The following is a 21,434-nucleotide window of genomic DNA, read 5'->3' on the forward strand; positions in this document are numbered from 1 at the left end:
CGGTGTGATGTCGGTGTGATGCCGCGGCGATCCTGTCGCTGCCGGCGTGAAAGCATCGCTCTGGCCGAGCGCGCCTGCAAATGCCGCGCGATTACAGCAATCCGTCGCGCTTGACCGCCAGATACTTCTCCACCAGCGCGGCGGGCAATTCTTCGCTGCCCACATCCAGCACCATCACCCGATGGCTGCGCAATGCTTCGTGCGCGGCGGTGCGCTGCTCCAGGTAGCGGGCCACGGCGGCGGCGCGGATGGCGCCAGGCAGATCGTGCACTTCGTCGTTCATCGCCTGGTCCAGCGCGCGCTCGCGCAGACTGGCGACGCAGACCAGATGCCGCTTCTGCAACAGGCGTACGCCGGCCAGCAGATCTTCGATGTCCTCGTCGCGCACGTTGGTGACCAGCATCACCAGCGAACGCTTGCGCTGGCGCAGCGACAGCTCGGTCGCGGCAGCCAGGTAATCGGTGGCCACCGGCTGCGGCTGCAGGCTGTAGCTGGTGCGCAGCAAGGTGTCGATGCTGGCCATGCCGCGCTTGGGCGCGACCCAGCGCGATTCGCCGCCGCTGGCGAACAACCCGACCGCATCGCCCTGGCGCAGCGCCAGGTAGGACACCACCAGCGTCGCGTTCAAGACATGGTCGAAATGCGCCAGCTCGCCCTCCTGCGCCATCATGCGGCGGCCAGTGTCGACCATCATCACCAGCTGCTGGTTCTTCTCGTCCTGGTACTCGCGCGAAATCAGCTTGCGCGAGCGCGAAGTCGCCTTCCAGTCGATCTGGCGCAGACTGTCGCCGACCCGGTATTCGCGCATCTGGTTGAAATCGGTGCCTTCGCCGCGGCGGCGTTTCAGGTGCGCGCCGACCAGCCGCGAAGCCTGTTCGGCGCTGAACAGCGCGAACTTGGTCAGCGGCGCGAAGTTGGGATAAACACGCACCCGCTGCGGCGTGCCGACGATGCGCGATTGCCGCCAGAGCCGCAACGCCGACGCCAATCGCAATTGCACTCCGGCGAACGTCGCATCGCCGCGCGCGGTGGGACGCAGGCGGTAACTGAAAGTGGACGCGGTGGCCGGCGCCAGCTTCAGGCGCTTCGGCAGGCCTTGCGCAGGCCATCCGCCGGGATGCAGGTCGAACAGGTCGATGCGTTGGCGCGACATCGATTCCACGCGCAGAGCGACATCGCGTTCGATGCCCAGCGGCAGAGCTTCAGGAATTTCGCGCGAGACCTGCGGAGTTGGACGGCGGCGCAGGAGCAGGCCATCCAGTACGGCGAGCAAGGCAAGGCCGGCGCCGGCCAACAGCCAGGCGAGCAAGGGCACGCCCGCGAACAGCACGGCGAAACCAGACAGGCCCCACAGCACCAGCAATCCGATAAGCAGTGGTGCAGGCCTCAAAGCAGCTCCCTCCTTTGAAAAAGGAGGGTTGGGGAGGATTTGCTCTTCGCGGCAGTGCCCGAAAGCAAAGTCAAAAGCAAATCCCCCTCGGTCCCCCTTTTGCAAAGGGGGAAGTGGGAAGCGTGCGCTGCGGACGGCGTCATGACCACCCCCTCCTTTGAAAAAGGAGGGTTGGGGAGGATTTGCTCTTCGCGGCAGCGCCCGAAAGCAAAGTCAAAAGCAAATCCCCCTCGACCCCCCTTTTGCAAAGGGGGAAGTGGGAAGCACGCGCCGCAGACGGCGTCATGACCGCCCCCTCCTTTGAAAAAGGAGGGTTGGGGAGGATTTGCTCTTCGCGGCAGCGCCCGAAAGCAAAGTCAAAAGCAAATCCCCCTCGGTCCCCCTGTTGCAAAGGGGGAAGTGGGAAGCACGCGCCGCAGACGGCGTCATGACCGCCCCCTCCTTTGAAAAAGGAGGGTTGGGGAGGATTTGCTCTTCGCGGTAGCGCCCGAAAGCAAAGTCAAAAGCAAATCCCCCTCGATCCCCCTTTTGCAAAGGGGGAAGACAAGCCAGGCAAAAGCGGCGCCGTACGGCTTCATTTCCGCGGCGCTTCCACCTTGGCCAGCAGCGCGTGCAAGGCGTCGTCGGGCGACTGGCCTTCGATCTGCAGTTCCGGCGACAGGGTTATGCGGTGCCTCAGCGCCGGCTTGGCGATTTCGCGCACGTCGTCGGGGGTTACGAAGTCGCGGCCTTGCAGCACCGCCTGCGCGCGCGCCGCGCGCACCAGCGCGATGCTGCCGCGCGGGCCGGCGCCCAGCGAGATGCCCGGCCACTTGCGGGTGGCGGCCACGATGCGCACCGCGTAATCGATCACCTGCTCATCCACGATGACTGCGGCAGTACCACGCTGCATGGCCACGATGTCGCTGGCGCCGAGCACGCGGCGTACCTGGGAGAGATCGAAATCGCCTGCGCTGCGGCCGGTGGTGATGGCGTCGACCATGCGCTTTTCGTCGGCAAGCTGCGGATAGTCGATCAGGATCTTCAGCAGGAAACGGTCCAGCTGCGCTTCCGGCAGCGGATAGGTGCCTTCCTGCTCCACCGGGTTCTGCGTGGCCAGGGCGAGGAACGGCGGCGACAGTTCGAAGGGCTTGCCTTCGATGGTGACCTGCCCTTCCTGCATCACTTCCAGCAACGCGGACTGGGTCTTGGCCGGGGCGCGGTTGATTTCGTCGGCCAGCAGCAGGTTGGTGAAAACGGGGCCGCGACGGATCTTGAAGCTCTCGGTCTTGGGATCGTAGACCGCATGGCCGCTGACGTCGCTGGGCATCAGGTCGGAAGTGAACTGCACGCGCGCGTAGTTGAGTTCCAGCGCCTGCGCCAATGCGCGCACCAGCAACGTCTTGCCCAGGCCGGGAACGCCTTCGATCAGTACATGGCCCCCGGCCAGCAGCGCGATGAGGATCTGGTCCAGCACCTCCGGCTGGCCGATGAAGGCCTTGGAGACTTCCTCGCGCACGGCGGCAGCGCGTTCGGCCAGCGCTGCGCCGGTAATGGCGGGCGCCGTATTCGCGGAGGCTGCAGGCGCGTTTGCGGTTTCATCGTTCATATGCGGTTTCTCAGCTGGATCAGAGTGGAAATGCGGTCGCGGAAAGCGGGCTTGTCGTGCGAGGACGGCGGCTGCAGCGCGGTTCTTATCTTGTCGGCGGAAATGTCCAGGCGCTCGGCGATCGCACCGATCTGGGCTTCGCCGGACAGCGCTGCGGCCACGGGATCGCGGCGGCGCAGGCGGGCCAGGAAAGAGTTGCGCACCGCCGCGTACAGCAGGGCGCGCTTGTTGTAACGGAACAGGTGTTCGCCGCTGGCGCGCACATGCTCCAGCAACGAGCGCCGCTCGGCCGGCGGCGATGGCCGCAAAGGGCCGAAGCGCTGCATGCGCAGCCACAGCCAGGCCAGCAGCGCCAGCGCCAGCGGCACCCATACCGGCCAGCCCTGGGTAAGCACGGTGCGGAACAGCGAGGGCATCTGCGCGGCGTAGACCAGGTGCACGGTGCCTTGGCCGTAGTTGGGCGCCAGCACCTGCCTTGCCAGCGCGCGATGCGGGCCGTCGCGCAGGCCGCCGGACTGGTCGTCTTTGACCATGCCCAGAAAACCGCTGTCGGTACTGCCTTTGTTGGTCAGGAAGTCGAAATCCGCCAGCACGTCCACATGGCCCTTGCCGTGCGCGAGCCGCGCGTACACGTAGTCGGCCTGCAGATCGCCCCAGGAAAGTTCGGGTTCGACTTCATCGAAATAAAAGCGGCGGCCGCTGCAGAATTCGATGTGGCCGTCCTGACCCTCCACCTGCAACGGTTCGCATTCCGGCGACTGGTCGCTCAGGAATATGCCGATGTCCTCCAGAATCGGAACGCCGGTTTCCTCGTCATGAATTGCCGGGAGTGGCGTGCGTACCAGCAGATGTCCGCCGCCGGCCACCCATTCCAGCAATCGGCGGGATTCCACCGGGGTCATGGTGCGCGGATCGTTGAGGATCAGCAGCGTGTCGTGCGCACCGAGCTGTTGGGCGGCCAGATTGAGGCGCTGACGCGATTCCACCTTGACCCCGTCGGCCTGCAACGCCTTCTTCAGCGCATACAGCGGGTTGTAGCCGGCTTCGCCGCGCGGCGGCAGCGCGATTTCGCGCTCCACTTTCTCGTAGGCATGCAGGAACCAAGCCACGCCGCCGCCAATCACCGCTGCGGCCAGCAACACGATCAACACGATGCGCGCGGCGGGGCCGAACCGGTTCATGCCGCCCACCGGTAGCGTTGCTGCAGGCTGGACAGCAGATCGTCGAATTCTTCCTGCGCGGGCAACTGTTGCGCATAGGCCGCGTATTGCCACACGCGCACCATCCGTGCGAACAGGCTGCGGTCCTCACCGTCGGGCATCCGTCGCGAAGCGCGCAGGCATTCGGACTCGGTGGCGCCGGGCGGCAGCGCGACTTCGGCGCGCCGGGCCATGGTTTCCACGCTGGCGCGGTACAGCAGCGCCAATGCATGGCGCGGCTTGCCCTGCACCCACAACCGCCGCGCTTCGGCGGGCACGTTGTCGGGCAGGATTTCGGGGAGTTGAAGGGCCTCTGTTTCCACGTCCACCGGCAGCGGTTTGTGCCTGCGCAGCGAACCGCGCATCCATGGCAACCAGTGGCGCAGGGTCAGCAACAGGATCGCCACCAGTCCACCCACCAGTATCCACAGGCCCCACTCGGCGATGAAGGCGAATACCTGGCCGAAACCGGACAGCCATGACATATCGCGTTGCGGCGAAGGTGGCTTGGGCTTGGGCTTGTCGCGTTTCTCCCACGTCACCTGCTTGCTCCTGGAATTGAGCAAGGGATCGCGATAGGCCTGGTCCACGGCCTTGCTGAAAGCGCGTTCGTCCACGCGCGCATCGCCGAACACGGCCGGCAGCGTCGGGGCTTCCTGCTTGGCCGGCGTGGCCGGAGCTTGCGCTTCCTGCGCGCGTGCGGGCGCCAAGCCGGCTCCCAGCAAGGCCAGCACCAGTGCGAATGGCGCGGCCGCGGCGGTCAGCCTTGCGCGCAATTTTCGGAAGGCGATCTCCACGTCCCAGGCTTCGATCTGGGTACGGCGGTTGAGGTAGAGGCCGAAGCCGGCGCCGACGAAGAAGGGTTCGATCACCGAGGTGGCGATCCAGACCAGTCCGTTGGCGATGATCTGCGCCCACCACTTGGGCTCTTCCACCAAGACATTCCAGATCAAGCGCAATGCTTCAAGCCAGTTGTCGACGTCCACGAAAAGGAAAATCGCGCCCACGCCACCCAGGACCAACGAAAGCTCGAAGTTGAGGCAGACAAGCGTCAGCAATGCCGCATTGCCGTACACGGCACCACCGAGCACGCGCCTTCTCTCGCGCAGACGTGCGCCCGTCACCCCTTCCAACAGGTCGATGGGTAGATACAGAGTGCGAGCTGGACTGAAGCGGCGCCAAGTGAGGTAGTGAAGCATCGGCTGCCAGCCCCAGCGCAACTGAGCCAACAGCGCTTCGCGCACGCTGGGAGTAGCCCCGAAGGTAGCGCGAGACACTACGAACAAGGGAATGCGGTCGAACACCGGCTTCAACCACCACATCAACAGACCGGCCAGCCAGATGGAATCGATAGCCCAGGCGGCGGCATTCAACGCGACGAACAGCGGTACGGTGACCAACAACCAGGGCTTCCATATCGCAGCCGCATGCCGGCGCACCAGCGCCGTTCCCAATTCCACCGCTTCCCATGCCGAGCGCGAGCGCAGATGCACGGTCATCTGCTCAAGACGCATCGGCGTCTCCCGGCTGATTGCGCCCGCCGCGCCACAGCCATAGCAGCACCAGCGTCCACAGCACGCCCGATACCGAGTACTTGATCGATGCCGGAATGGATTGCGTGGACGACCAGAACGCCTCGATGAACGCCGCCACCAGCAACATGAAAGCGATACCCAGGCACAGCCTGGCGCCCTTGATGCCGCCGGCAACCAACGCATCGATGCGGGTGCGGCGGCCGGGAGCGATCAGATTGAAGCCCAGCCGCAACCCAGCGCCGCCCGCGAGCACGATGGCGGTCAGCTCGAACGGCGCATGGCCGGCTACGAAACGCCACAGGGGATCGGCGGAACCGATCTGCTGCAGGTGGCCGAACGCCGCGCCGATGCCTACGCCGTTGAGTATCAGCACCAGGATCGTGCCCACGCCGGCCAGCAATCCGCTGGCGAAAGTGCGCAGGCCGATGCTGATGTTGTTCATGATGTAGTGGCCGAACATGGCCCAGTCGGTCCCGCTTTCGCGCCCCAGCTTGTTGCTGTCGCTGGCCGGATCGTACATGCGCTCCAGCTGCGCCACTTCCTGCGGGCTCATCAGGCCGTGGATCAGTTCGGGATAGAACTGCAGCAGCACGAACATCGTCACCAGCGGCACCACGAACAGCACCATGGAAGCCCACATGCAGCCGGCTTCGCTGCGCACCAAACGCGGGAAGTCGGCGAGCAGGAATTCGACTGCGCGCTGCCAACGCGGCGGCGGTGTGCGGTACAGCAGGTTGTGGCCGCGCTGCATCAGCGCCTGTAGCCGCGCGGTCACTACCGGGCTGTAGCCGCGCCTGCGCGCCAGCGCCAGCTGCTGGCACAGGCGCCGGTAGCGCGCGGGAATGTCTTCATCGCCGATTTCGCCGGTATTGCGTTCGGACAGCGCATGGTGCGCATTGCCGCGCGTTTCCAGCCAGTGCTCGAACTGTTGCCATTCGCGTTGATGGCGGGCGACGAATTGTTCCTGCCTCATCGCCGCCCCAACAACCAGTTGGCCATGCCGTACAGGCGCAGCACGCCGCCCTGGCAGCCGCTGCCGGTCAGCGGTTCGACGATGTTGGCCAGCTCTTCCTGCCGCGCGGGCGTCAGCAGTGGCGCGCGTTCGCCGAAGGCGACCACGGCCGCCTGTTCCGCCGGCTGCAGCCCCGCGCTGGGCGCAAGCACCGCATTCACCGGCGCCGCTGCCGCATCGCGTTCGCGTTCGTTGTGCACCACCAGCGTGCCGGCGACCATGTCGCCCAGCCGCCGCGCATGCGGATCGGCCAGGCAGGCGATCAGGCCGGCGGCATAGCCGAACGGCAGCATGTCCACGGTGCGCAGTAGATTGCGGGTGATGGCGGGCAACCAGCCCACCGGCGCGCCGTCGCCGTTGACCACGCGCAGCGACATGGCTTTCTTGCCGGGCGTCTGTCCGTCCCACAGCACCTCGAACAGAATGGGGTAGGCCCAGAAAATCAGAAACATCGAGATCAGGTACAAGCCCTCCCCGGCCGTACCCAGCAAGGCCAGCAGGGTGCCGACCAGCATGAGAATGCCCAGGCGGATGGCCAGATCGATGGACCACGCCACCGCACGCGGCACCGGACCGGCGACGGGCAGATGCAGGGCCACGCCTTCGGGCGTGACCACTTCGCGATAGGTGTCCAGCATCAGGCGAGCACTACCATGGTGTCGGCCATGTGGTCGTGCAGGCAACGGCGGTCGTCCGCGAAAATGAAAAGCGCGTCCACCAGGCTGAAGATTCCGCCCACGCAAGGAACGGCGCCGATCAGCGTCGGAAAGAAATAACGCAGCCAGAAGATCCGTCCCAGGCCGCTGCGGCTACCGTCGGTACGCACGATGCGGATGCCGAGCCAGCTTTTCGCCAGCGTCTGCCCCTGCCGATGCAGCAGCCACAGGTTGTAGCCCAGCAGTCCCAGGCCCAGCAGACCGGTCACCGGGGCGATCCATTGCAAGACCGATGCCGTGTCCGCGGGCATTTCCTCCAGCAACAGCAGGTATCCCGGCAGGAATGCGATGGTGAACAGGACATTGTCGATAAGCACCGCTCCCAGGCGGATGGCGCGCCCGGCAGGCTCCTGCCGGAGCTGCTGCGGTCGCGCGGCTACGGGCGATTGCGGTGCCGCGTACGGATTCTGGTTGGTCGTTTCGCTTTCCATGCGCCTTCCCTTGTCGGCACGACTTTAACGGCCAAAACCTGCCTTGCCCAGAGTCATTACACTGGCGATGCCATGGAAAACTCCACTTTCCCTTGCCGCAGCCGTTGCGGCGCCTGCTGCATCGCGCCGTCGATCACTTCGCCCATTCCCGGCATGCCGCAGGGCAAGCCGGCGGGCGTGCCCTGCGTGCAGCTGGACGCGGATCTGCGCTGCAAGCTGTTCGGAAAACCCGAGCGGCCGGCGTTCTGCGCCTCGCTGCGGCCGTCGATGGAGATGTGCGGAAACGACCGCGGCCAAGCGCTGGCATTTCTCGCCGGCCTCGAATCCGCCACACGGCCGTAGAAACGGACGGGGACCTATCGTCGTCGGCTGGCGTCGGTTTAGGCTATCTCCCGGGGCAAGCCGCTGGCTTGAAAACAACCGTGAACTAAAACCTGGGGAGAAGAGCGATGCTGATTTGGGGTTCGGGGGGCGATGTCGTGCAACTGGGCAATGCGGGCGAAGCGCATTGCGCGATCTGCGAAAAAGACCGGCCGTTCAAGAATATTCTCAGCTACCGGTACGCACATTTGTGGTATCTGTTCAGCTGGGTCACGGAGAAGACTTATGCGACGGTCTGCGACGTATGCGGCCGCGGCACCCGTCATGACAGCAAGCAATTCGAGGAAAAGCTGGGGAAATCCCCTATCCCTTTCTATCGGCGTTTCGGCGGTCTGGTTCTATTGGGTCTGATCGCCGTTGCGATCGTGTTCGGGATCGTGGCTTCGAATCAATCCAACGCGCGCGAAACGACGTTGATCGCGCAACCCCAGGTAGGCGATCTCTACGTCGTCGATCTGGAGAAACTGGTGCCTGGCGGTTTCGATGGCCACGCCTACGGAGTCATGCGCGTGGCCTCGATCAACGGCCAGCAGATCAGCCTGCAGGTTCCCAATGTGGGTTACAGCAAACTGACCGGCGCCAGCCGCGACCTGTCTTCCAAGGCAAGGGACGAGAGCTACTACGTGGCCGAGCAGATCCAGTTGCCGATCTCGCAGCTGCAACAACTGCACGGCAGCGGCGAAATTCACGACGTGAGCAGGAATTAAGCCGTCCGGCGTCGTCGGTTCGGCCGACGACGCCTTTCGGACTGAGCGTGGAACTACTTGATCGTGTCCTGTTCGCGCTTGTTGCTGAAGAATCGCTTGATCAGCGCGCCCAAACCCACGACCGCGATCAGACCCAGCTTCCAGAACTTGGCCAGCACCAGGCCCAGCTTGGCGAACAACCCGGCCTTTGCCGCCAGCCCGCCGCCGATCAGCGCGGCCACGCCATAGGCGGCGACCTTGTCGGTGGAGGCGTCGTAATCGGCGTAGCGCGCGCCGGCGTCGAACTCGGTCATCGGCAGCAGTTGCTGCATGCCGGTCTGCACCAGTCCCAGTTCGGACATGCCGGAGACGGCGTTGAGGCTCAGGTAGCCGTTACGGCCGAGCACGCGGATGTCGTAGTTCAGCGTGTTCTCCTTGGACTCGTCGAACTTCAGCTCTTTGGCCCAGTACATCTTCTTGCTGGCGGCGTCGTAGCGCGGCGCCACGGCCCAACCCAGCAGATCGACGGTGCCGTAGCCCGCCTCCTTGCGCGCGGCGTTCTCGTCTTTGGTGCCTTGCTGCATTTCCTCCAGCATTTCCTGGTAGTCGATCTTGGCCGCGTCCTCGTCGGAGACGTAGCCGTCGTCGGAATAAGTCACCACCACCGCCCAGCTCTTGTCCTCGACCAAGGTCGGAGTAGCCGGCACGATCAGGCCCAGCACGCTCTCGTCCGGGGGATTGCCCCACAGCTCTTCCAATACGCGGCGCGCATCGGTCTGTTCCAGGTAGCGGAAAGCGGGCGTCAGGCGGAAGTGCGCCTTGGCTTGCGGTACCGCGATCTCTCCGTCCTTGAAATGCAACGAAGCGACGAACTGCTCCGGTGTAGTTTCCGCCGCCTTCCCTTCCGGTGCCTGCGCGGCTGCGGACAGGGCCATGCCCACGCACAACGTGGCCAGCAGGCCACGAATCATCGCCTTCATCATCTATCGCTCCGTGATTGGGCATCCCCATGCCCGCGGGCCAGTGTCGCGTGAGCTACGTCCGCGCGCAACGGGTCGGGCGCCGAGGTAGGTCGGGGCTACGCCCCCGACGCATGGCATATCCGGGATGGCCACGACCCAGCGAAATGCAGCCTGATAGATCACCGAAGGCGTAGGGTGGGCACTGCCCGCCGGCTCTTTCGCGACGTGCAAGAGCGGCGAGCGACGAGAGCGTCGGGGGCGTAGCCCCGACCTACGCGGCCAGGTACTGGTCCTTCAACCGCACATAGTGCTGGGCCGAATACAGCAGGCTTTCGATTTCCTTGTCGCTGAGCTTTCGCACGAAGCGCCCGGGATTGCCCAGCCAGAGTTCGCCTTCGCCCACCACCTTGCCCGGGCCGATGATGGCGCCGGCGCCGACGAAACCGTGGGTCTGCACCTTCGCGCCGTCCAGGATGCAGGCGCCCATGCCGATCAGGCAGCGGTCGCCGATGCTGCAGGCGTGGATGATGGTGCCGTGGCCGACGGTGACGTCCTCGCCGATCAGGGTCGGATAGCCGGCCTGGTTGTATGGGCTGTGGTGGCTGACATGGATGATGGTGCCGTCCTGGACATTGGTGCGCGCACCGATGCGGATGTGGTTCACATCGCCGCGGATGATGGTGCCCGGCCAGACGGAAACGTCGTCGCCCAATTCGACATCGCCGATCACGGTGGCGGCCGGGTCCACGTAAACACGCTGGCCAAGGGTGGGAAGCCGGCCAAGATAGGGGCGTAGTGCGGTCATCCTTGCATTGTAATGGGCAGCGCCGCGGAAGCCCGACTACACTCTGGCGTATGGACACTCCCATCACCGAACTTTCCATCACCCTGACCCGCCTTCGCACAGGCTGGCAATCAAGACGACCGGATTACGCCCAGCGCCGCGACGACCTGCAGCGCCTGCGCGATGCGCTGAAGCGACGGCTGGAGGAAATGGCCGAGACCGTCGCCAGCGACTTCGGCCACCGTTCGCGGCACGAGACGCTGCTGGCCGATGGCATGACCGTGCTCAATGAGATCGACCACCTGCGCAAGCATCTGCGCCGCTGGATGAAACCTACCCGCGTAGGCGTGGGCTGGCGTTTCTGGCCGGCGCGCGCGGAGATCCGGCCGGAACCGGTGGGCGTGGTCGGCGTGATCGCGCCCTGGAACTACCCGGTCAATCTGGCCCTGATTCCACTGGCCACCGCTATCGCCGCCGGCAACCACGTGTACCTGAAGCCATCCGAGCACACGCCGCGCACGACGGAATTCCTGCGCAGCCTGCTGGCCGAAGCGTTTCCCGCCGATCGCGTCGCCATCGCTGCGGGCGGTGCGGAAGTGGCCGGCGCCTTCGCCGCGCTGCCCTTCGACCACCTGGTGTTCACCGGCTCCACCGCGGTCGGCCGCAAGGTCATGGCCGCAGCCGCGCCCAATCTGACCCCGCTGACGCTGGAGCTTGGCGGCAAGTCGCCGGCCATCGTCTGCGCCGACTTCCCGGTGGAACAAGCCGCCGCGCGACTGGCGACCGGCAAATGGTTCAACGGCGGGCAGACCTGCATCGCGCCGGACTATGTGTTGATCGACGAAGGCCGCGCCCCAGCCCTGGCCGCCGCGCTGCAGGAACAGGTCCGTGCCCGCTATGGATCGCTGGCCGATTCGGGCGACTACACCCGCATCATCAACGACGGCCAGTACGCGCGCCTGGAGAATTATCTGCAAGACGCGCGCACGCGCGGCCTGCAGGTGTTGCCGCTGGGCGAACACGGCATGCCGGGTGAGCGTCTGTTCGCGCCGACCGTGGTGCTGGAACCGGGCGACGATGCGCTGGTGATGCAGGAAGAGATCTTCGGGCCGATCCTGCCCATCAAGTCCTACCGCAGCCTCGACGAGGCCATCGCCTACGTCAACGCGCACGACCGGCCGCTGTCGCTGTATCCCTTCAGCCACGACCGCGGCAGCGTGGAGAAGATCCTGCGCAATACCCTGGCCGGCGGCGTCACCGTCAACGACACCGTGCTGCATTTCGGCATCAACAACCTGCCCTTCGGCGGCATCGGCCCCAGCGGCATGGGCGCCTACCACGGACGCGCGGGTTTCGACGCTTTCAGCAAAGCGCTGCCGATCCTGTGGCAGCCCAGGCGCGCGGGCAGCGACATGCTCAAGCCGCCGTATTCGAAGGTGGCGCGCTTCATCGATTTCATCATCCGCTAAGCTTTTGTAGGAGCGGGCCCTGCCCGCGATGCCTTACCCTGAAACCATCAGAAGCGTCGCGGGCAGGACCCGCTCCTACATAGGGCAGCACATGAAAATCGCCAGCTGGAACGTCAACTCGCTCAACGTGCGCCTGCCGCACTTGCAGACCTGGCTGGGAAGCTTCGCTCCGGACGTGGTCGGCATCCAGGAAACCAAGCTGGAGGACCACAAGTTCCCGGACACCGTACTGGCCGAGGCCGGCTACCGCAGCGTTTTCGCCGGTCAGAAGACCTACAACGGCGTAGCGCTGCTGTCGCGGCTGCCGGCCAGCGATGTGCAAGTGGGCATTCCCAATTTCGAAGACGAGCAGAAGCGCGCGATCTCCGCCACGGTGGGCGAGGTGCGCATCGTCAACCTGTACGTGGTCAACGGCCAGGACGTGGGTACCGAAAAATACGCCTACAAGCTGCGCTGGCTGGAAGCGGTGCACGCCTGGCTCGAGGACGAACTGCGCACCTACCCCAAGCTGGTGGTGCTGGGCGATTTCAACATCGCGCCCGACGACCGCGACGTGCACGACCCGGCGGTGTGGAACGATTCGCATATCCTCACCTCCACCGCCGAACGCGATGCGCTCAAGCGCCTGTACGCGCTGGGCCTGCACGACGCCTACCGCCTGCATAACGAGGCCGGCGGCGTGTTCAGCTGGTGGGATTACCGCATGGCCGGTTTCCGCCGCGACCTGGGATTGCGCATCGATCTGACATTGGTGTCGGAGGCGTTGCGCGATAGCGCGCATGAAGCGGGCATCGACCGCGAACCGCGCACCTGGGAACGCCCCAGCGATCATGCGCCTGCTTGGGTGAGGTTGGACGCTTAACGGACGCCCCCAAGGCACTTGTTGCCCGGCCGAACGCACGGCCATGGATGGCAAACATCCAAAAAAGAATTAGTAGCGGGGGCACCGCCCGCCGTTCGGTTGGCGCGGGAAGCGGCGGGCAGTGCCCGCCCCACACGAACAAAGGCCCGGCAGTGCCGGGCCTTTGCGGTGCCACGAACCATGGGTGCGTCTTAATCGCGCACGCGGTCGCAGCGAAACGTTTAACGCGCCTTGCCGCGCGTAAACAGATTGATGATCAACAGCAGGACAACCGCACCGATGAAGGCGGTGATCAGGAAGCCCAGCGTCCCGCCGCCCAGGCCGAACCCGATCTGCGGCAGCAGCCAGCCGCCGAGGAACCCGCCGATGATGCCGACGATGACGTTGAGGATGATGCCTTGCGAACCATCGCGCTTCATCACGATGCTGGCCAGCCAGCCCGCGATACCGCCAACAATCAGATAGATCAGGAAGTTCATCAAGCGTTCTCCTTGCATTTGTGGAAAGGCGTCCCCGCGTCATTGCGGGAACGGTTGCACCGAAACTTTCAACCGGAACGATTTAAGGCCTCGACATGTGAAGCCGCTGTTAACCCGCGTCCTGGTGGGGCCCTCTCCTTGTCGCCTTCTAGATAGCGCAAACCGGCCGCGCTTGCACGCCGCCGCGCAGCACAGAGAAATGTGAGACGGAACAGCCATCGGCTACATTGGTGCGCATGCCGAACCGGCCTTCCGAAACCCCCGTCCGCCTGTGGTTGCTGCGCCACCCCCGGCGCGAACGCGGCGAGCCCTACGTGCGCCCCCTGCTTTGCGAGGCGCTGGGATGCGACGACGACGACCTGCCCTTGTCGCGCGGCAGCGAAGGCCGTCCCTTGCTGGGCCCTCCCTACCAGCGCTTCGACGCGGGCTGGAGCCACAGCGGCGATGCGTTGCTGCTGGCGCTGGGCGAAGCCATCCAGCTGGGCGTGGACATCGAACAGATCCGGCCGCGCCCACGGGCGCGGCAACTGGCGCAGCGGTTCTTCCATGCCGATGAAGTGCGCTGGCTGGCCGCACAGGACGAAGACGCGATGGAATTTTCATTCGTGCGCCTGTGGTGCGCCAAGGAAGCGGTGCTCAAGGCCCATGGCAAAGGCCTGTCGTTCGGCTTGGAGAAACTGGTGTTCGCCGACAACGGCGGCGAGCTGCAACTGATCCGCTGCGATTTCGCGCTCGGACAACCGCAGGACTGGACATTGCGCGAATGGACGCCCTTGCCCGGCTATCACGCCGCGCTGGCATGGCGCGCAACGGACGACACAGGAACGCCGTAGGAGCGAGGTGAGTCGCGATGTGGCCTCACCGGGAAAACCCTTCGCGACTCACGTCGCTCCTACGGCTCCGGTGGGCCATCTGCGATACTGGCGGCGATGAACATTTCTTCTTTTCCGCAAGCCTTGCAAGACGATCTCAACCGCGGCCTGACCACGCTGGGCCTGGATGGCGATGCGCTTTCGCCGCCCCTGCTCGCCTATCTGGCCCTGCTGGATCGCTGGAACCGCACCTACAACCTCACCGCGATCCGCGACCCGCGCGAAATGGTGACCCGCCACCTGCTCGATTCGCTGGCCATGCATCCGTTCGTCGAGAACGAAGCGCTGGCCGATCTGGGAACCGGCCCCGGCCTGCCCGGCATTCCGCTGGCGATCGCCAAGCCGCAGTTGCGGGTCACTCTGGTGGAGAGCAACGGCAAGAAGGCCCGCTTCCTGCGCGAAGCAGTGCGCACCCTGGGCCTGACCAATGCGCGGGTGGCCGAATCCCGCGCCGAAGCGCTGGATGAGCCGGCGGCCTACGACGCCCTCACCGCCCGCGCCTTGGACGTGCTGGCCGGGATCATTGAAGTCGGCGGGCATCTGCTGAAGCCAGGCGGCAAGCTGCTGGCCATGAAGGGCCTCAGGCCGGACGAAGAGATCGCCGCGCTACCGGCAGGGTGGACAGTCTCGGACATACATACCCTTGCCGTGCCCGGATTGGTCGGCGAACGGCATCTGGTCATCGTCGCCCGCGATGCATGAGCAGGGCCTCCCCCTTTGAAAAAGGGGGATCGAGGGGGATTTGCTTTTGGCGCCAAGAGCAAATCCCCCGTAAGCCCCCTTTCCCAAAGGGGGCAAAAGCAGCGGCACGCGCCCGCGAGGACCGACTCCTCGTCCAAAATCCAAAGACGGGGCACCGATTCCCCAAAGTTCCACGCTTCATCCCGCATAATCCCCGACCCACCAGGGTTCCACGAGGCGTCCCACGCATGGCCCGCATCATCGCCATCGCCAACCAGAAAGGCGGAGTCGGCAAGACCACCACTGCGGTCAATCTGGCCGCCGCGCTGGCGCGCGCGCCCAAACGCGTGCTGCTGGTGGACCTGGACTCGCAGGGCAACGCCACCATGGGCAGCGGCGTGGACAAGCGCGAGCTGGAAGCCTCCAGCTACGACGTGCTGTTGCAGGAAGCCGATGCGCGCAGCGTGATCGTGAAGACGCCGGAAGACTTCGACCTGATGCCCGGCAACATCGACCTGACCGCCGCCGAGATCCAGCTGATGGAGATCGAAGGCCGCGAACAGCGCCTCAAGGTCGCACTGGACCCGCTGCGCGAGGATTACGACTTCATCCTCATCGACTGCCCACCGGCGCTGTCACTGCTCACGCTCAACGCGCTGACCGCCGCCGACTCGGTGCTGGTGCCGATGCAGTGCGAGTACTACGCGCTGGAAGGCCTCAGCGCGCTGATCGACACCATCGAGGCGCTGAAGGCGCGGCTGAATCCGGGCCTTGAGATCGAAGGCGTGCTGCGCACCATGTTCGATGTGCGCAACAATCTGGCCAATGCGGTGTCCGGCGAGCTGACCAGCCACTTCGGCGACAAGGTGTTCCGCACCATCGTGCCGCGCAACGTGCGCGTGGCCGAGGCACCCAGCCATGGCCAGAGCATCGTCGGCTACGACCGCGCCTCGCGCGGCGGCGTCGCCTACCTGGGCCTGGCCGGCGAGATCCTGCGCCGGCAGACCGAACGCAACAAACAGCAAGCGAAATATCTGGAGAACGCGTAAATGTCCGCCCCCAAGAAACGCGGCCTGGGCCGCGGCCTGGAAGCACTGCTGGGCCCGAAAGCCGCCGCCACCGCACCGCCCGAAGCCCAGCCCGGCGAACACCTGCGGCAGATTCCGGTCAAACAGCTGCAGCCAGGCAAGTACCAGCCGCGCATGGCCATGGACCCGGCCAAGCTGAGCGAACTGGCCGAATCGATCAAGGCCCAGGGCGTGATCCAGCCGATCGTGGTGCGCGAGCTGTCGCCTGGAAAGTTCGAGATCGTGGCCGGCGAACGCCGCTGGCGCGCTTCCCAGGAAGCCGGCCTGGCCGCCGTGCCGGTGGTGGTCCGCGACCTGGACGACCGCACCGTGATCGCCATGGCGCTGATCGAGAACATCCAGCGCGAAGACCTGAACCCGCTGGAGGAAGCGCAGTCCCTGCAACGCCTGATCGGCGAATTCTCCCTGACCCATGCCGAGGCCGCCGAAGCGGTGGGCCGTTCCCGCGCCGCGGTCTCCAACCTGCTGCGCCTGCTGGAACTGCCCCCGGCCATCCGCGCCCTGCTGGAAGCCCGTCGCCTGGAGATGGGCCATGCCCGCGCCCTGCTGACCCTTTCCCCCGAGCTGGCCAGCAAGCTGGCCGCCGAAGCGGCCGAGCAGGGCTGGTCGGTCCGCGAGGTGGAGCACCGCGCCCAGCAGTTCGCCGCCGGCAAGGTGCCGGTCAGCAGCAAGAAGGCCAAGCCCGGCAAAGCCACACCCCAGGCCGATATCGCCTCGCTGGAGACCGAGCTGTCCGAGTCCCTGGGCACCAAGGTCAGCATCGCCCATGGCCGCGGCGGCAAGGGCAAGCTGGTCATCCATTACACCGATCTGGACACGCTGGAAGGCGTGTTGGAGAAGCTTCGCATTAAAGTGAGTTGACTCACATTTTTCCCTTCTGATTCAGGCATTTACAATCCCCGGATCAATCGAATCGAGGGGATGGGCAATGATCATTTGGAGAGGTTGGGGAATACTGGCCGCGTTGATACCGGCGGCGTTTTTCATTCTGTTTGCGGTGGTGTTCGGTATCGGCGCCAAGGGTACGTTTCTGGCCAATCCCACCCTGATGATCCCGGTCTCCGGCGTTTGTTCCGCCGCCGTGGTGTGGTGGCTGGGAAGGAAGCTCAACTCGGCGCCCACCCGCGAGCTGGTGGATCCGAAGACCGGCCAGCGGGTACTGCTGCGCAACGACCACAGCCTGTTCTGGATCCCCATGCAGTGGTGGGCCATCCCGATCGTCCTGCTGGCGGGTGTGATCGTGGCCGGTATGGTCCTTGGCCAGCGCTAATGATGTGATTGGTTCGGACCGCCCTCCGGGCTGGCCTGGATCCACGCCAGCCCAGGGCCGTTTGCTGGCCACGCAGGCCGTCATAAGTGTTTGCGCCATAAGGGAAACCTGGGCATAATGCGCGGCTCGCTTCGTCCGGTCGGCCTCGTGCCTATGACCGGGCGGGTACGGAAGCACGATTCCGACCCGCCGCCGGTAGCGCCAAACCATTGCCCGTTTCGTGTGCCGCTATCGCGGCGGGGCCGCCGTTTCCCTGGCTAAGGGCGACACAAAAATCTATCGAGGTGCGTAATGTCCCGCGTATGCCAAGTGTCCGGCAAGCGTGTGATGACGGGTAACAACGTCAGCCACGCCAACAACAAAACCCGTCGCCGCTTCCTGCCCAACCTGCACGAGCGCCGCTTCTGGGTCGCCAGCGAAAACCGCTGGGTCAAGCTGAAGGTTTCCGCGCATTCGCTGCGCACCATCGACAAGAACGGCATCGACTCCGTTCTGGCTGAGCTGCGCGCGCGCGGCGAAAAGGTCTGAGGAGATAAGACATGGCAGGCAAACGCGACAAGATCCGTCTGATTTCCTCGGCCGGCACCGGTCACTTCTACACGACCGACAAGAACAAGAAGAACACCCCGGGCAAGATGGAAATGAGCAAATACGACCCGGTCGTGCGCAAGCACGTGGTCTACAAGGAAGGCAAGATCAAGTGACCTAGCGGCGCGTTCGCGCAGCGAACGCCTTTGCCGCTAGGTCATCCCCGCGAAAGCGGGGATCCAGCTTTCAGACAAACCCGCCGCAAGGCGGGTTTGTTGTTTGTGGCATTTGATTTCTCCATAACCCTCCCACCCTGACGTCATCCCAGCGAAAGCTGGGATCCATTTTGCTTTTGATCTTCGAGTGATCGGAGAAAGAAGCAAGATCAAGATGGATCCCAGCTTTCGCTGGGATGACGAACTCCGGATGGTCTTTCGCCAGCTTCGGGCGTGCTGCTACGGCCACGCACGATGCAAGCGCGCTTTGTCCTTTCCCGCGCCACCCCGCAGAATCGGGCCCATGAACTCCTTCCTCCACCAGTTCGCCGAATGGGCCACACCCTTTTCCGCCGGCGTATGGCTGCTGGCGCTGGACTGGGTGATCCGCCTGGCGGCGCTGTTGTGGATTCCCACCCGCACCACGCCGGCGGCGGCGCGCAGCTGGTTGCTGCTGGTGGGTTTCCTGCCGCTGGTGGGCCTGCCGCTGTATCTGTTGTTCGGCCATCCCTGGCTGTCGCGGGAACGGGTGCGGCGGCAGACCCTGGCCTCGGGCGTGATCCGCGAGGAGCAGGCGCCGCATGGCGCGCTGCGCTGGTTGCCGGACGGCAGCGAAGCGGCCAGCGAGATGGTGCCGCTGGTGGAGCGGCTTGGCGACTTCATGCCCACCCATGGCAACGCGATCGAACTGCTCGACGACTACGCGGCTTCTTTGACGGCGCTGCTGGCCGATATCGACGGCGCCGGCGAACGCGTGCATCTGCTGTACTACCTGCTGTTCGACGACGCCGTCGGCGAAGCCGTCTGCCAGTCGCTGGAACGCGCCGCCGCGCGCGGCGTGCAATGCCGGTTGCTGCTGGACGCCGTGGGCGCCAAGCGCGGCTTGCGCCGTTACGCGCGGCGTTTGCGCAAGGCCGGCGTAGAGGTCCACGTGATGCTGCCGGGAGGGCTGCGCTGGCGGCGCAGCGGGCGCATGGACCTGCGCAATCACCGCAAGGTCGCGGTGATCGACAGCAACGCCGGCTACGTGGGTTCGCAAAACCTCGCCGCGCCGGATTTCGTGCGCGGTTTTCCCAACCGCGAGCTGGTGGCGCGCGTGCAGGGGCCAGTGGTGGCGCATCTGGAAGGCGTGTTCGCGAGCGACTGGTATATCGAGACCGGGCAACGGCTGCAGGTCAAGCCCGTGCCCGCAGTGAGCGAAGCCAATGTGGCCATGCAACTGCTGCCCAGCGGGCCTGCGTATCCGTTCGAGAATGCGCGCGATACGGTCAACGCGCTGATCCATCTGGCCCAGCGCAGGATCGTGCTGACCACGCCGTATTTCGTGCCCGACGATGCGACCTTGAGCGCGCTGCGCATCGCCGCGCTGTCGGGGGTGGAGGTGCAGCTGATCCTGTCGGCCAGCAACAACCAGCGGCTCACCGCATGGGCGCAGGATTCGTACTACGACGAACTGCTGGCCAGCGGCGTGAAGATCGCGCTGTACCGGCCGCATTTCCTGCACGCCAAGCATCTGAGCGTGGACGAGGACATCGCCCTGGTGGGTTCGATCAACCTGGACATACGTTCTTTCGCATTGAACGCGGAAATAGGATTGCTCTGCTACGACCGCGGCGTGGTCGCGCGCATGCGGGAAGTGGAGGCGGCGTATCTGGCGGACGCCGAAAAGATCGACCACGTGGCCTGGAGCAAACGTCCGGCCTGGAAGCGCAGCCGCGAAGGCATCGCGCGTCTCGCCGACTCCTTGATGTAGAACAGGACCAACTTCCCCCTTTGAAAAAGGGGGATCGAGGGGATTTGCTTTTCGCGCCAAGAGCAAATCCCCCGTGGCCCCCTTTATCAAAGGGGGCGAAGCCCGAGCGCCGCAGGCCATCCTCTACAATATCGCCGATGACGACCCAATTCCCTTTCCGCGATTTCGACATCGCCATCATCGGCGGCGGCGCGGGGGGCGTACTGACGGCCATCCATGCGCTGCGCCTGGCCGGTGCCGGCATCCGCATCGCCCTGATCGAACCCACCGCAAGGCTGGCGCAAGGCGTGGCCTATGCCACCACCCATGCCGAACATCTGCTCAACGTGCCGGCGCGGCGGATGAGCGCGTTCGACGGCCAGCCGGACGATTTCGTGGATTTCCTGGTCGCCCGCGAAGGAGAGGCCGCACGCGAAGCCATCGCGGTGTCCTACGCGCAACGCCGGCACTACGGCGACTACCTGCGCGACCGCCTGCAACGCGCACGCGAAACCGCCATGGCGCACTTCGAAATACTGCAGGACCGAGTCACGAGCCTGGACGAGGCCGACGACATGCTGCGGCTGGGCCTCGAATCCGGCGGCTCGATCCGCGTCCGTGGCGTGGCGATGGCGGTCGGCAACAATCCCAAGCCCCTGCCCGCCCGTGGTGCGTCTGGGTTGGCGAAGCAGTCGGTGCTGGAAGCCTGGGATTTCGATGCGATCAAACAGATCCCCGCCGATGCGGAAATCTGCATCGCCGGCTCCGGCCTGAGCATGGTCGACACGGCGCTGAGCCTGGTCGCCAACGGCCATCGCGGCCGCGTGCATGTGTTGTCGCGGCACGCGCTGCTGCCGCTTGCGCATACCAAGCATGCGGTGGCCGGTTACGATGCCGAAACGCTGCTCGGCATGCCGTTGCGTCAGCGCATGCGCGTCCTGCGCGCGGCCGTCCGCGACGCGGACCGTCAAGGGTTGCCGTGGCAAGCGGTGATGGAAAGCGCGCGTCCTCTGGTGCAAAAGCTGTGGCTCACGCTTTCGCATGAGGACCAGCGGCGTTTCCTGCGCCACGTGGTGCGCTACTGGGACGTGCACCGCCATCGCATCGCGCCGCAAGTGCATGCGCAACTCGCGGCGCTGCAGGCCAGCGGCCAGCTGCGGCTGCATCGCGGCCGCCTGCAGACCGTGGCCCGCGAAGGGGAGCGCATACGCGTGACCCTGATGATGCGCGACCGGCGCACGCAGGAACTCGACGTGGATCGCATCGTCAACGCCACCGGCGTGGAGATGCGCGCGCAGCTGATGCGCAATCCGCTGCTTTCCGATCTGCTGGGCAAGGGCAACGCCCGGACTGGCCCACACGGCATCGGCATCGACACCTGCGCCGAGGGCGAGCTGGTCGATGCGCAGGGCCGGAACCTGGCGGGCGTGGCCGTGGTCGGCAGCCTGCGTATCGGCCAGCTGTGGGAAAGCATCGCCGTACCCGAGTTGCGTGGGCAGGCGGAGAACGCCGCGCGACGGCTGTTGGCACGCACGCCGTTGTAGGAGCGACGCA

Annotated in this window: 23 protein-coding genes; 13 read left to right on the plus strand and 10 right to left on the minus strand. The window is 65.3% G+C overall.

The genetic code is table 11. The annotated features are described in order from the left end of the window. Nucleotides 1-91: 91 nt before the first annotated feature. The 7 genes from CSC73_RS05030 to CSC73_RS05060 all read right to left on the minus strand — a co-directional run bounded on the left by CSC73_RS05030 (nucleotide 92) and on the right by CSC73_RS05060 (nucleotide 7,871). Nucleotides 92-1,390, minus strand: a complete 1,299-nt coding sequence (locus tag CSC73_RS05030; protein ID WP_163839301.1) for a DUF58 domain-containing protein — start codon at nucleotides 1,388-1,390, stop codon at nucleotides 92-94. A gap of 574 nt (nucleotides 1,391-1,964) precedes the next feature. Further along, the gene (locus CSC73_RS05035) at nucleotides 1,965-2,978 is read right to left on the minus strand and encodes an AAA family ATPase (protein WP_163839302.1); all 1,014 of its coding nucleotides are present in this window, start codon (nucleotides 2,976-2,978) and stop codon (nucleotides 1,965-1,967) included. Continuing rightward, complete coding sequence (locus CSC73_RS05040; RefSeq protein ID WP_163839303.1) at nucleotides 2,975-4,159, minus strand: DUF4350 domain-containing protein; 1,185 nt, start codon at nucleotides 4,157-4,159, stop codon at nucleotides 2,975-2,977. The genes CSC73_RS05035 and CSC73_RS05040 overlap by 4 nt, the downstream gene beginning before the upstream one ends. Next, nucleotides 4,156-5,691, minus strand: a complete 1,536-nt coding sequence (locus CSC73_RS05045; RefSeq protein WP_163839304.1) for a DUF4129 domain-containing protein — start codon at nucleotides 5,689-5,691, stop codon at nucleotides 4,156-4,158. The genes CSC73_RS05040 and CSC73_RS05045 overlap by 4 nt, the downstream gene beginning before the upstream one ends. Continuing rightward, nucleotides 5,681-6,685: a stage II sporulation protein M gene (locus tag CSC73_RS05050; protein ID WP_163839305.1), complete on the minus strand. Its 1,005-nt coding sequence runs from the start codon at nucleotides 6,683-6,685 to the stop codon at nucleotides 5,681-5,683. Before CSC73_RS05050 ends, CSC73_RS05045 begins: the two co-directional genes overlap by 11 nt. Continuing rightward, on the minus strand, nucleotides 6,682-7,362 hold the full coding sequence (locus CSC73_RS05055; RefSeq protein ID WP_163839306.1) for an RDD family protein: 681 nt from the start codon (nucleotides 7,360-7,362) through the stop codon (nucleotides 6,682-6,684). The genes CSC73_RS05050 and CSC73_RS05055 overlap by 4 nt, the downstream gene beginning before the upstream one ends. Then, on the minus strand, nucleotides 7,362-7,871 hold the full coding sequence (locus tag CSC73_RS05060; RefSeq protein ID WP_163839307.1) for an RDD family protein: 510 nt from the start codon (nucleotides 7,869-7,871) through the stop codon (nucleotides 7,362-7,364). The genes CSC73_RS05055 and CSC73_RS05060 overlap by 1 nt, the downstream gene beginning before the upstream one ends. A gap of 72 nt (nucleotides 7,872-7,943) precedes the next feature. Between CSC73_RS05060 and CSC73_RS05065 the strand changes: the two genes are divergently transcribed. Continuing rightward, entirely contained in the window at nucleotides 7,944-8,213 is a 270-nt protein-coding gene (locus CSC73_RS05065) for a YkgJ family cysteine cluster protein (protein WP_163839308.1), read from the plus strand. A 107-nt stretch (nucleotides 8,214-8,320) separates the two neighbouring features. After that, a complete protein-coding gene (locus tag CSC73_RS05070; RefSeq protein ID WP_163839309.1) occupies nucleotides 8,321-8,959 on the plus strand; it encodes a hypothetical protein in 639 nt (212 codons plus the stop codon). 53 nt (nucleotides 8,960-9,012) lie between these two features. On the opposite strand, the gene CSC73_RS05075 is transcribed toward CSC73_RS05070, so the two are convergent. Further along, on the minus strand, nucleotides 9,013-9,921 hold the full coding sequence (locus CSC73_RS05075) for a DUF2167 domain-containing protein (protein WP_163839310.1): 909 nt from the start codon (nucleotides 9,919-9,921) through the stop codon (nucleotides 9,013-9,015). Between the two features lie 250 nt (nucleotides 9,922-10,171). Then, complete coding sequence (locus CSC73_RS05080) at nucleotides 10,172-10,705, minus strand: gamma carbonic anhydrase family protein (RefSeq protein WP_163839311.1); 534 nt, start codon at nucleotides 10,703-10,705, stop codon at nucleotides 10,172-10,174. Nucleotides 10,706-10,755: 50 nt separating this feature from the next. Between CSC73_RS05080 and CSC73_RS05085 the strand changes: the two genes are divergently transcribed. Both CSC73_RS05085 and xth read left to right on the plus strand, forming a co-directional pair. Next, entirely contained in the window at nucleotides 10,756-12,153 is a 1,398-nt protein-coding gene (locus CSC73_RS05085; protein ID WP_163839312.1) for a coniferyl aldehyde dehydrogenase, read from the plus strand. A 91-nt stretch (nucleotides 12,154-12,244) separates the two neighbouring features. Further along, nucleotides 12,245-13,015, plus strand: coding sequence for an exodeoxyribonuclease III (xth, locus tag CSC73_RS05090; protein WP_163839313.1), 771 nt, complete (start codon nucleotides 12,245-12,247; stop codon nucleotides 13,013-13,015). Nucleotides 13,016-13,236: 221 nt separating this feature from the next. On the opposite strand, the gene CSC73_RS05095 is transcribed toward xth, so the two are convergent. Next, on the minus strand, nucleotides 13,237-13,494 hold the full coding sequence (locus CSC73_RS05095) for a GlsB/YeaQ/YmgE family stress response membrane protein (protein ID WP_163839314.1): 258 nt from the start codon (nucleotides 13,492-13,494) through the stop codon (nucleotides 13,237-13,239). Nucleotides 13,495-13,730: 236 nt separating this feature from the next. Between CSC73_RS05095 and CSC73_RS05100 the strand changes: the two genes are divergently transcribed. The 9 genes from CSC73_RS05100 (at nucleotide 13,731) to CSC73_RS05140 (ending at nucleotide 21,424) form a co-directional block, all read left to right on the plus strand. Next, nucleotides 13,731-14,327, plus strand: coding sequence for a 4'-phosphopantetheinyl transferase family protein (locus tag CSC73_RS05100; RefSeq protein ID WP_163839364.1), 597 nt, complete (start codon nucleotides 13,731-13,733; stop codon nucleotides 14,325-14,327). 96 nt (nucleotides 14,328-14,423) lie between these two features. After that, entirely contained in the window at nucleotides 14,424-15,068 is a 645-nt protein-coding gene (gene rsmG / locus CSC73_RS05105; RefSeq protein WP_163839315.1) for a 16S rRNA (guanine(527)-N(7))-methyltransferase RsmG, read from the plus strand. 227 nt (nucleotides 15,069-15,295) lie between these two features. Continuing rightward, complete coding sequence (locus CSC73_RS05110) at nucleotides 15,296-16,096, plus strand: ParA family protein (protein WP_163839316.1); 801 nt, start codon at nucleotides 15,296-15,298, stop codon at nucleotides 16,094-16,096. Continuing rightward, entirely contained in the window at nucleotides 16,097-16,996 is a 900-nt protein-coding gene (locus tag CSC73_RS05115) for a ParB/RepB/Spo0J family partition protein (protein WP_163839317.1), read from the plus strand. A 67-nt stretch (nucleotides 16,997-17,063) separates the two neighbouring features. Beyond that, nucleotides 17,064-17,405, plus strand: a complete 342-nt coding sequence (locus CSC73_RS05120) for a hypothetical protein (protein WP_163839318.1) — start codon at nucleotides 17,064-17,066, stop codon at nucleotides 17,403-17,405. Between the two features lie 291 nt (nucleotides 17,406-17,696). Beyond that, entirely contained in the window at nucleotides 17,697-17,933 is a 237-nt protein-coding gene (rpmB, locus tag CSC73_RS05125) for a 50S ribosomal protein L28 (protein WP_163839319.1), read from the plus strand. A gap of 11 nt (nucleotides 17,934-17,944) precedes the next feature. Then, complete coding sequence (gene rpmG, locus CSC73_RS05130) at nucleotides 17,945-18,109, plus strand: 50S ribosomal protein L33 (protein WP_014159264.1); 165 nt, start codon at nucleotides 17,945-17,947, stop codon at nucleotides 18,107-18,109. Between the two features lie 343 nt (nucleotides 18,110-18,452). Beyond that, nucleotides 18,453-19,901 (plus strand): cardiolipin synthase, encoded by a 1,449-nt coding sequence (gene cls / locus CSC73_RS05135; RefSeq protein ID WP_163839320.1) that lies wholly within the window; start codon nucleotides 18,453-18,455, stop codon nucleotides 19,899-19,901. 137 nt (nucleotides 19,902-20,038) lie between these two features. Then, nucleotides 20,039-21,424 carry an FAD/NAD(P)-binding protein gene (locus tag CSC73_RS05140; protein ID WP_163839321.1) on the plus strand — a complete coding sequence of 462 codons (1,386 nt, stop codon included), beginning with the start codon at nucleotides 20,039-20,041 and terminating at the stop codon, nucleotides 21,422-21,424. Nucleotides 21,425-21,434: the final 10 nt, after the last annotated feature.

The organism is Pseudoxanthomonas sacheonensis (assembly GCF_010093305.1).
Taxonomy (GTDB): Bacteria; Pseudomonadota; Gammaproteobacteria; order Xanthomonadales; family Xanthomonadaceae; genus Pseudoxanthomonas_A; species Pseudoxanthomonas_A sacheonensis.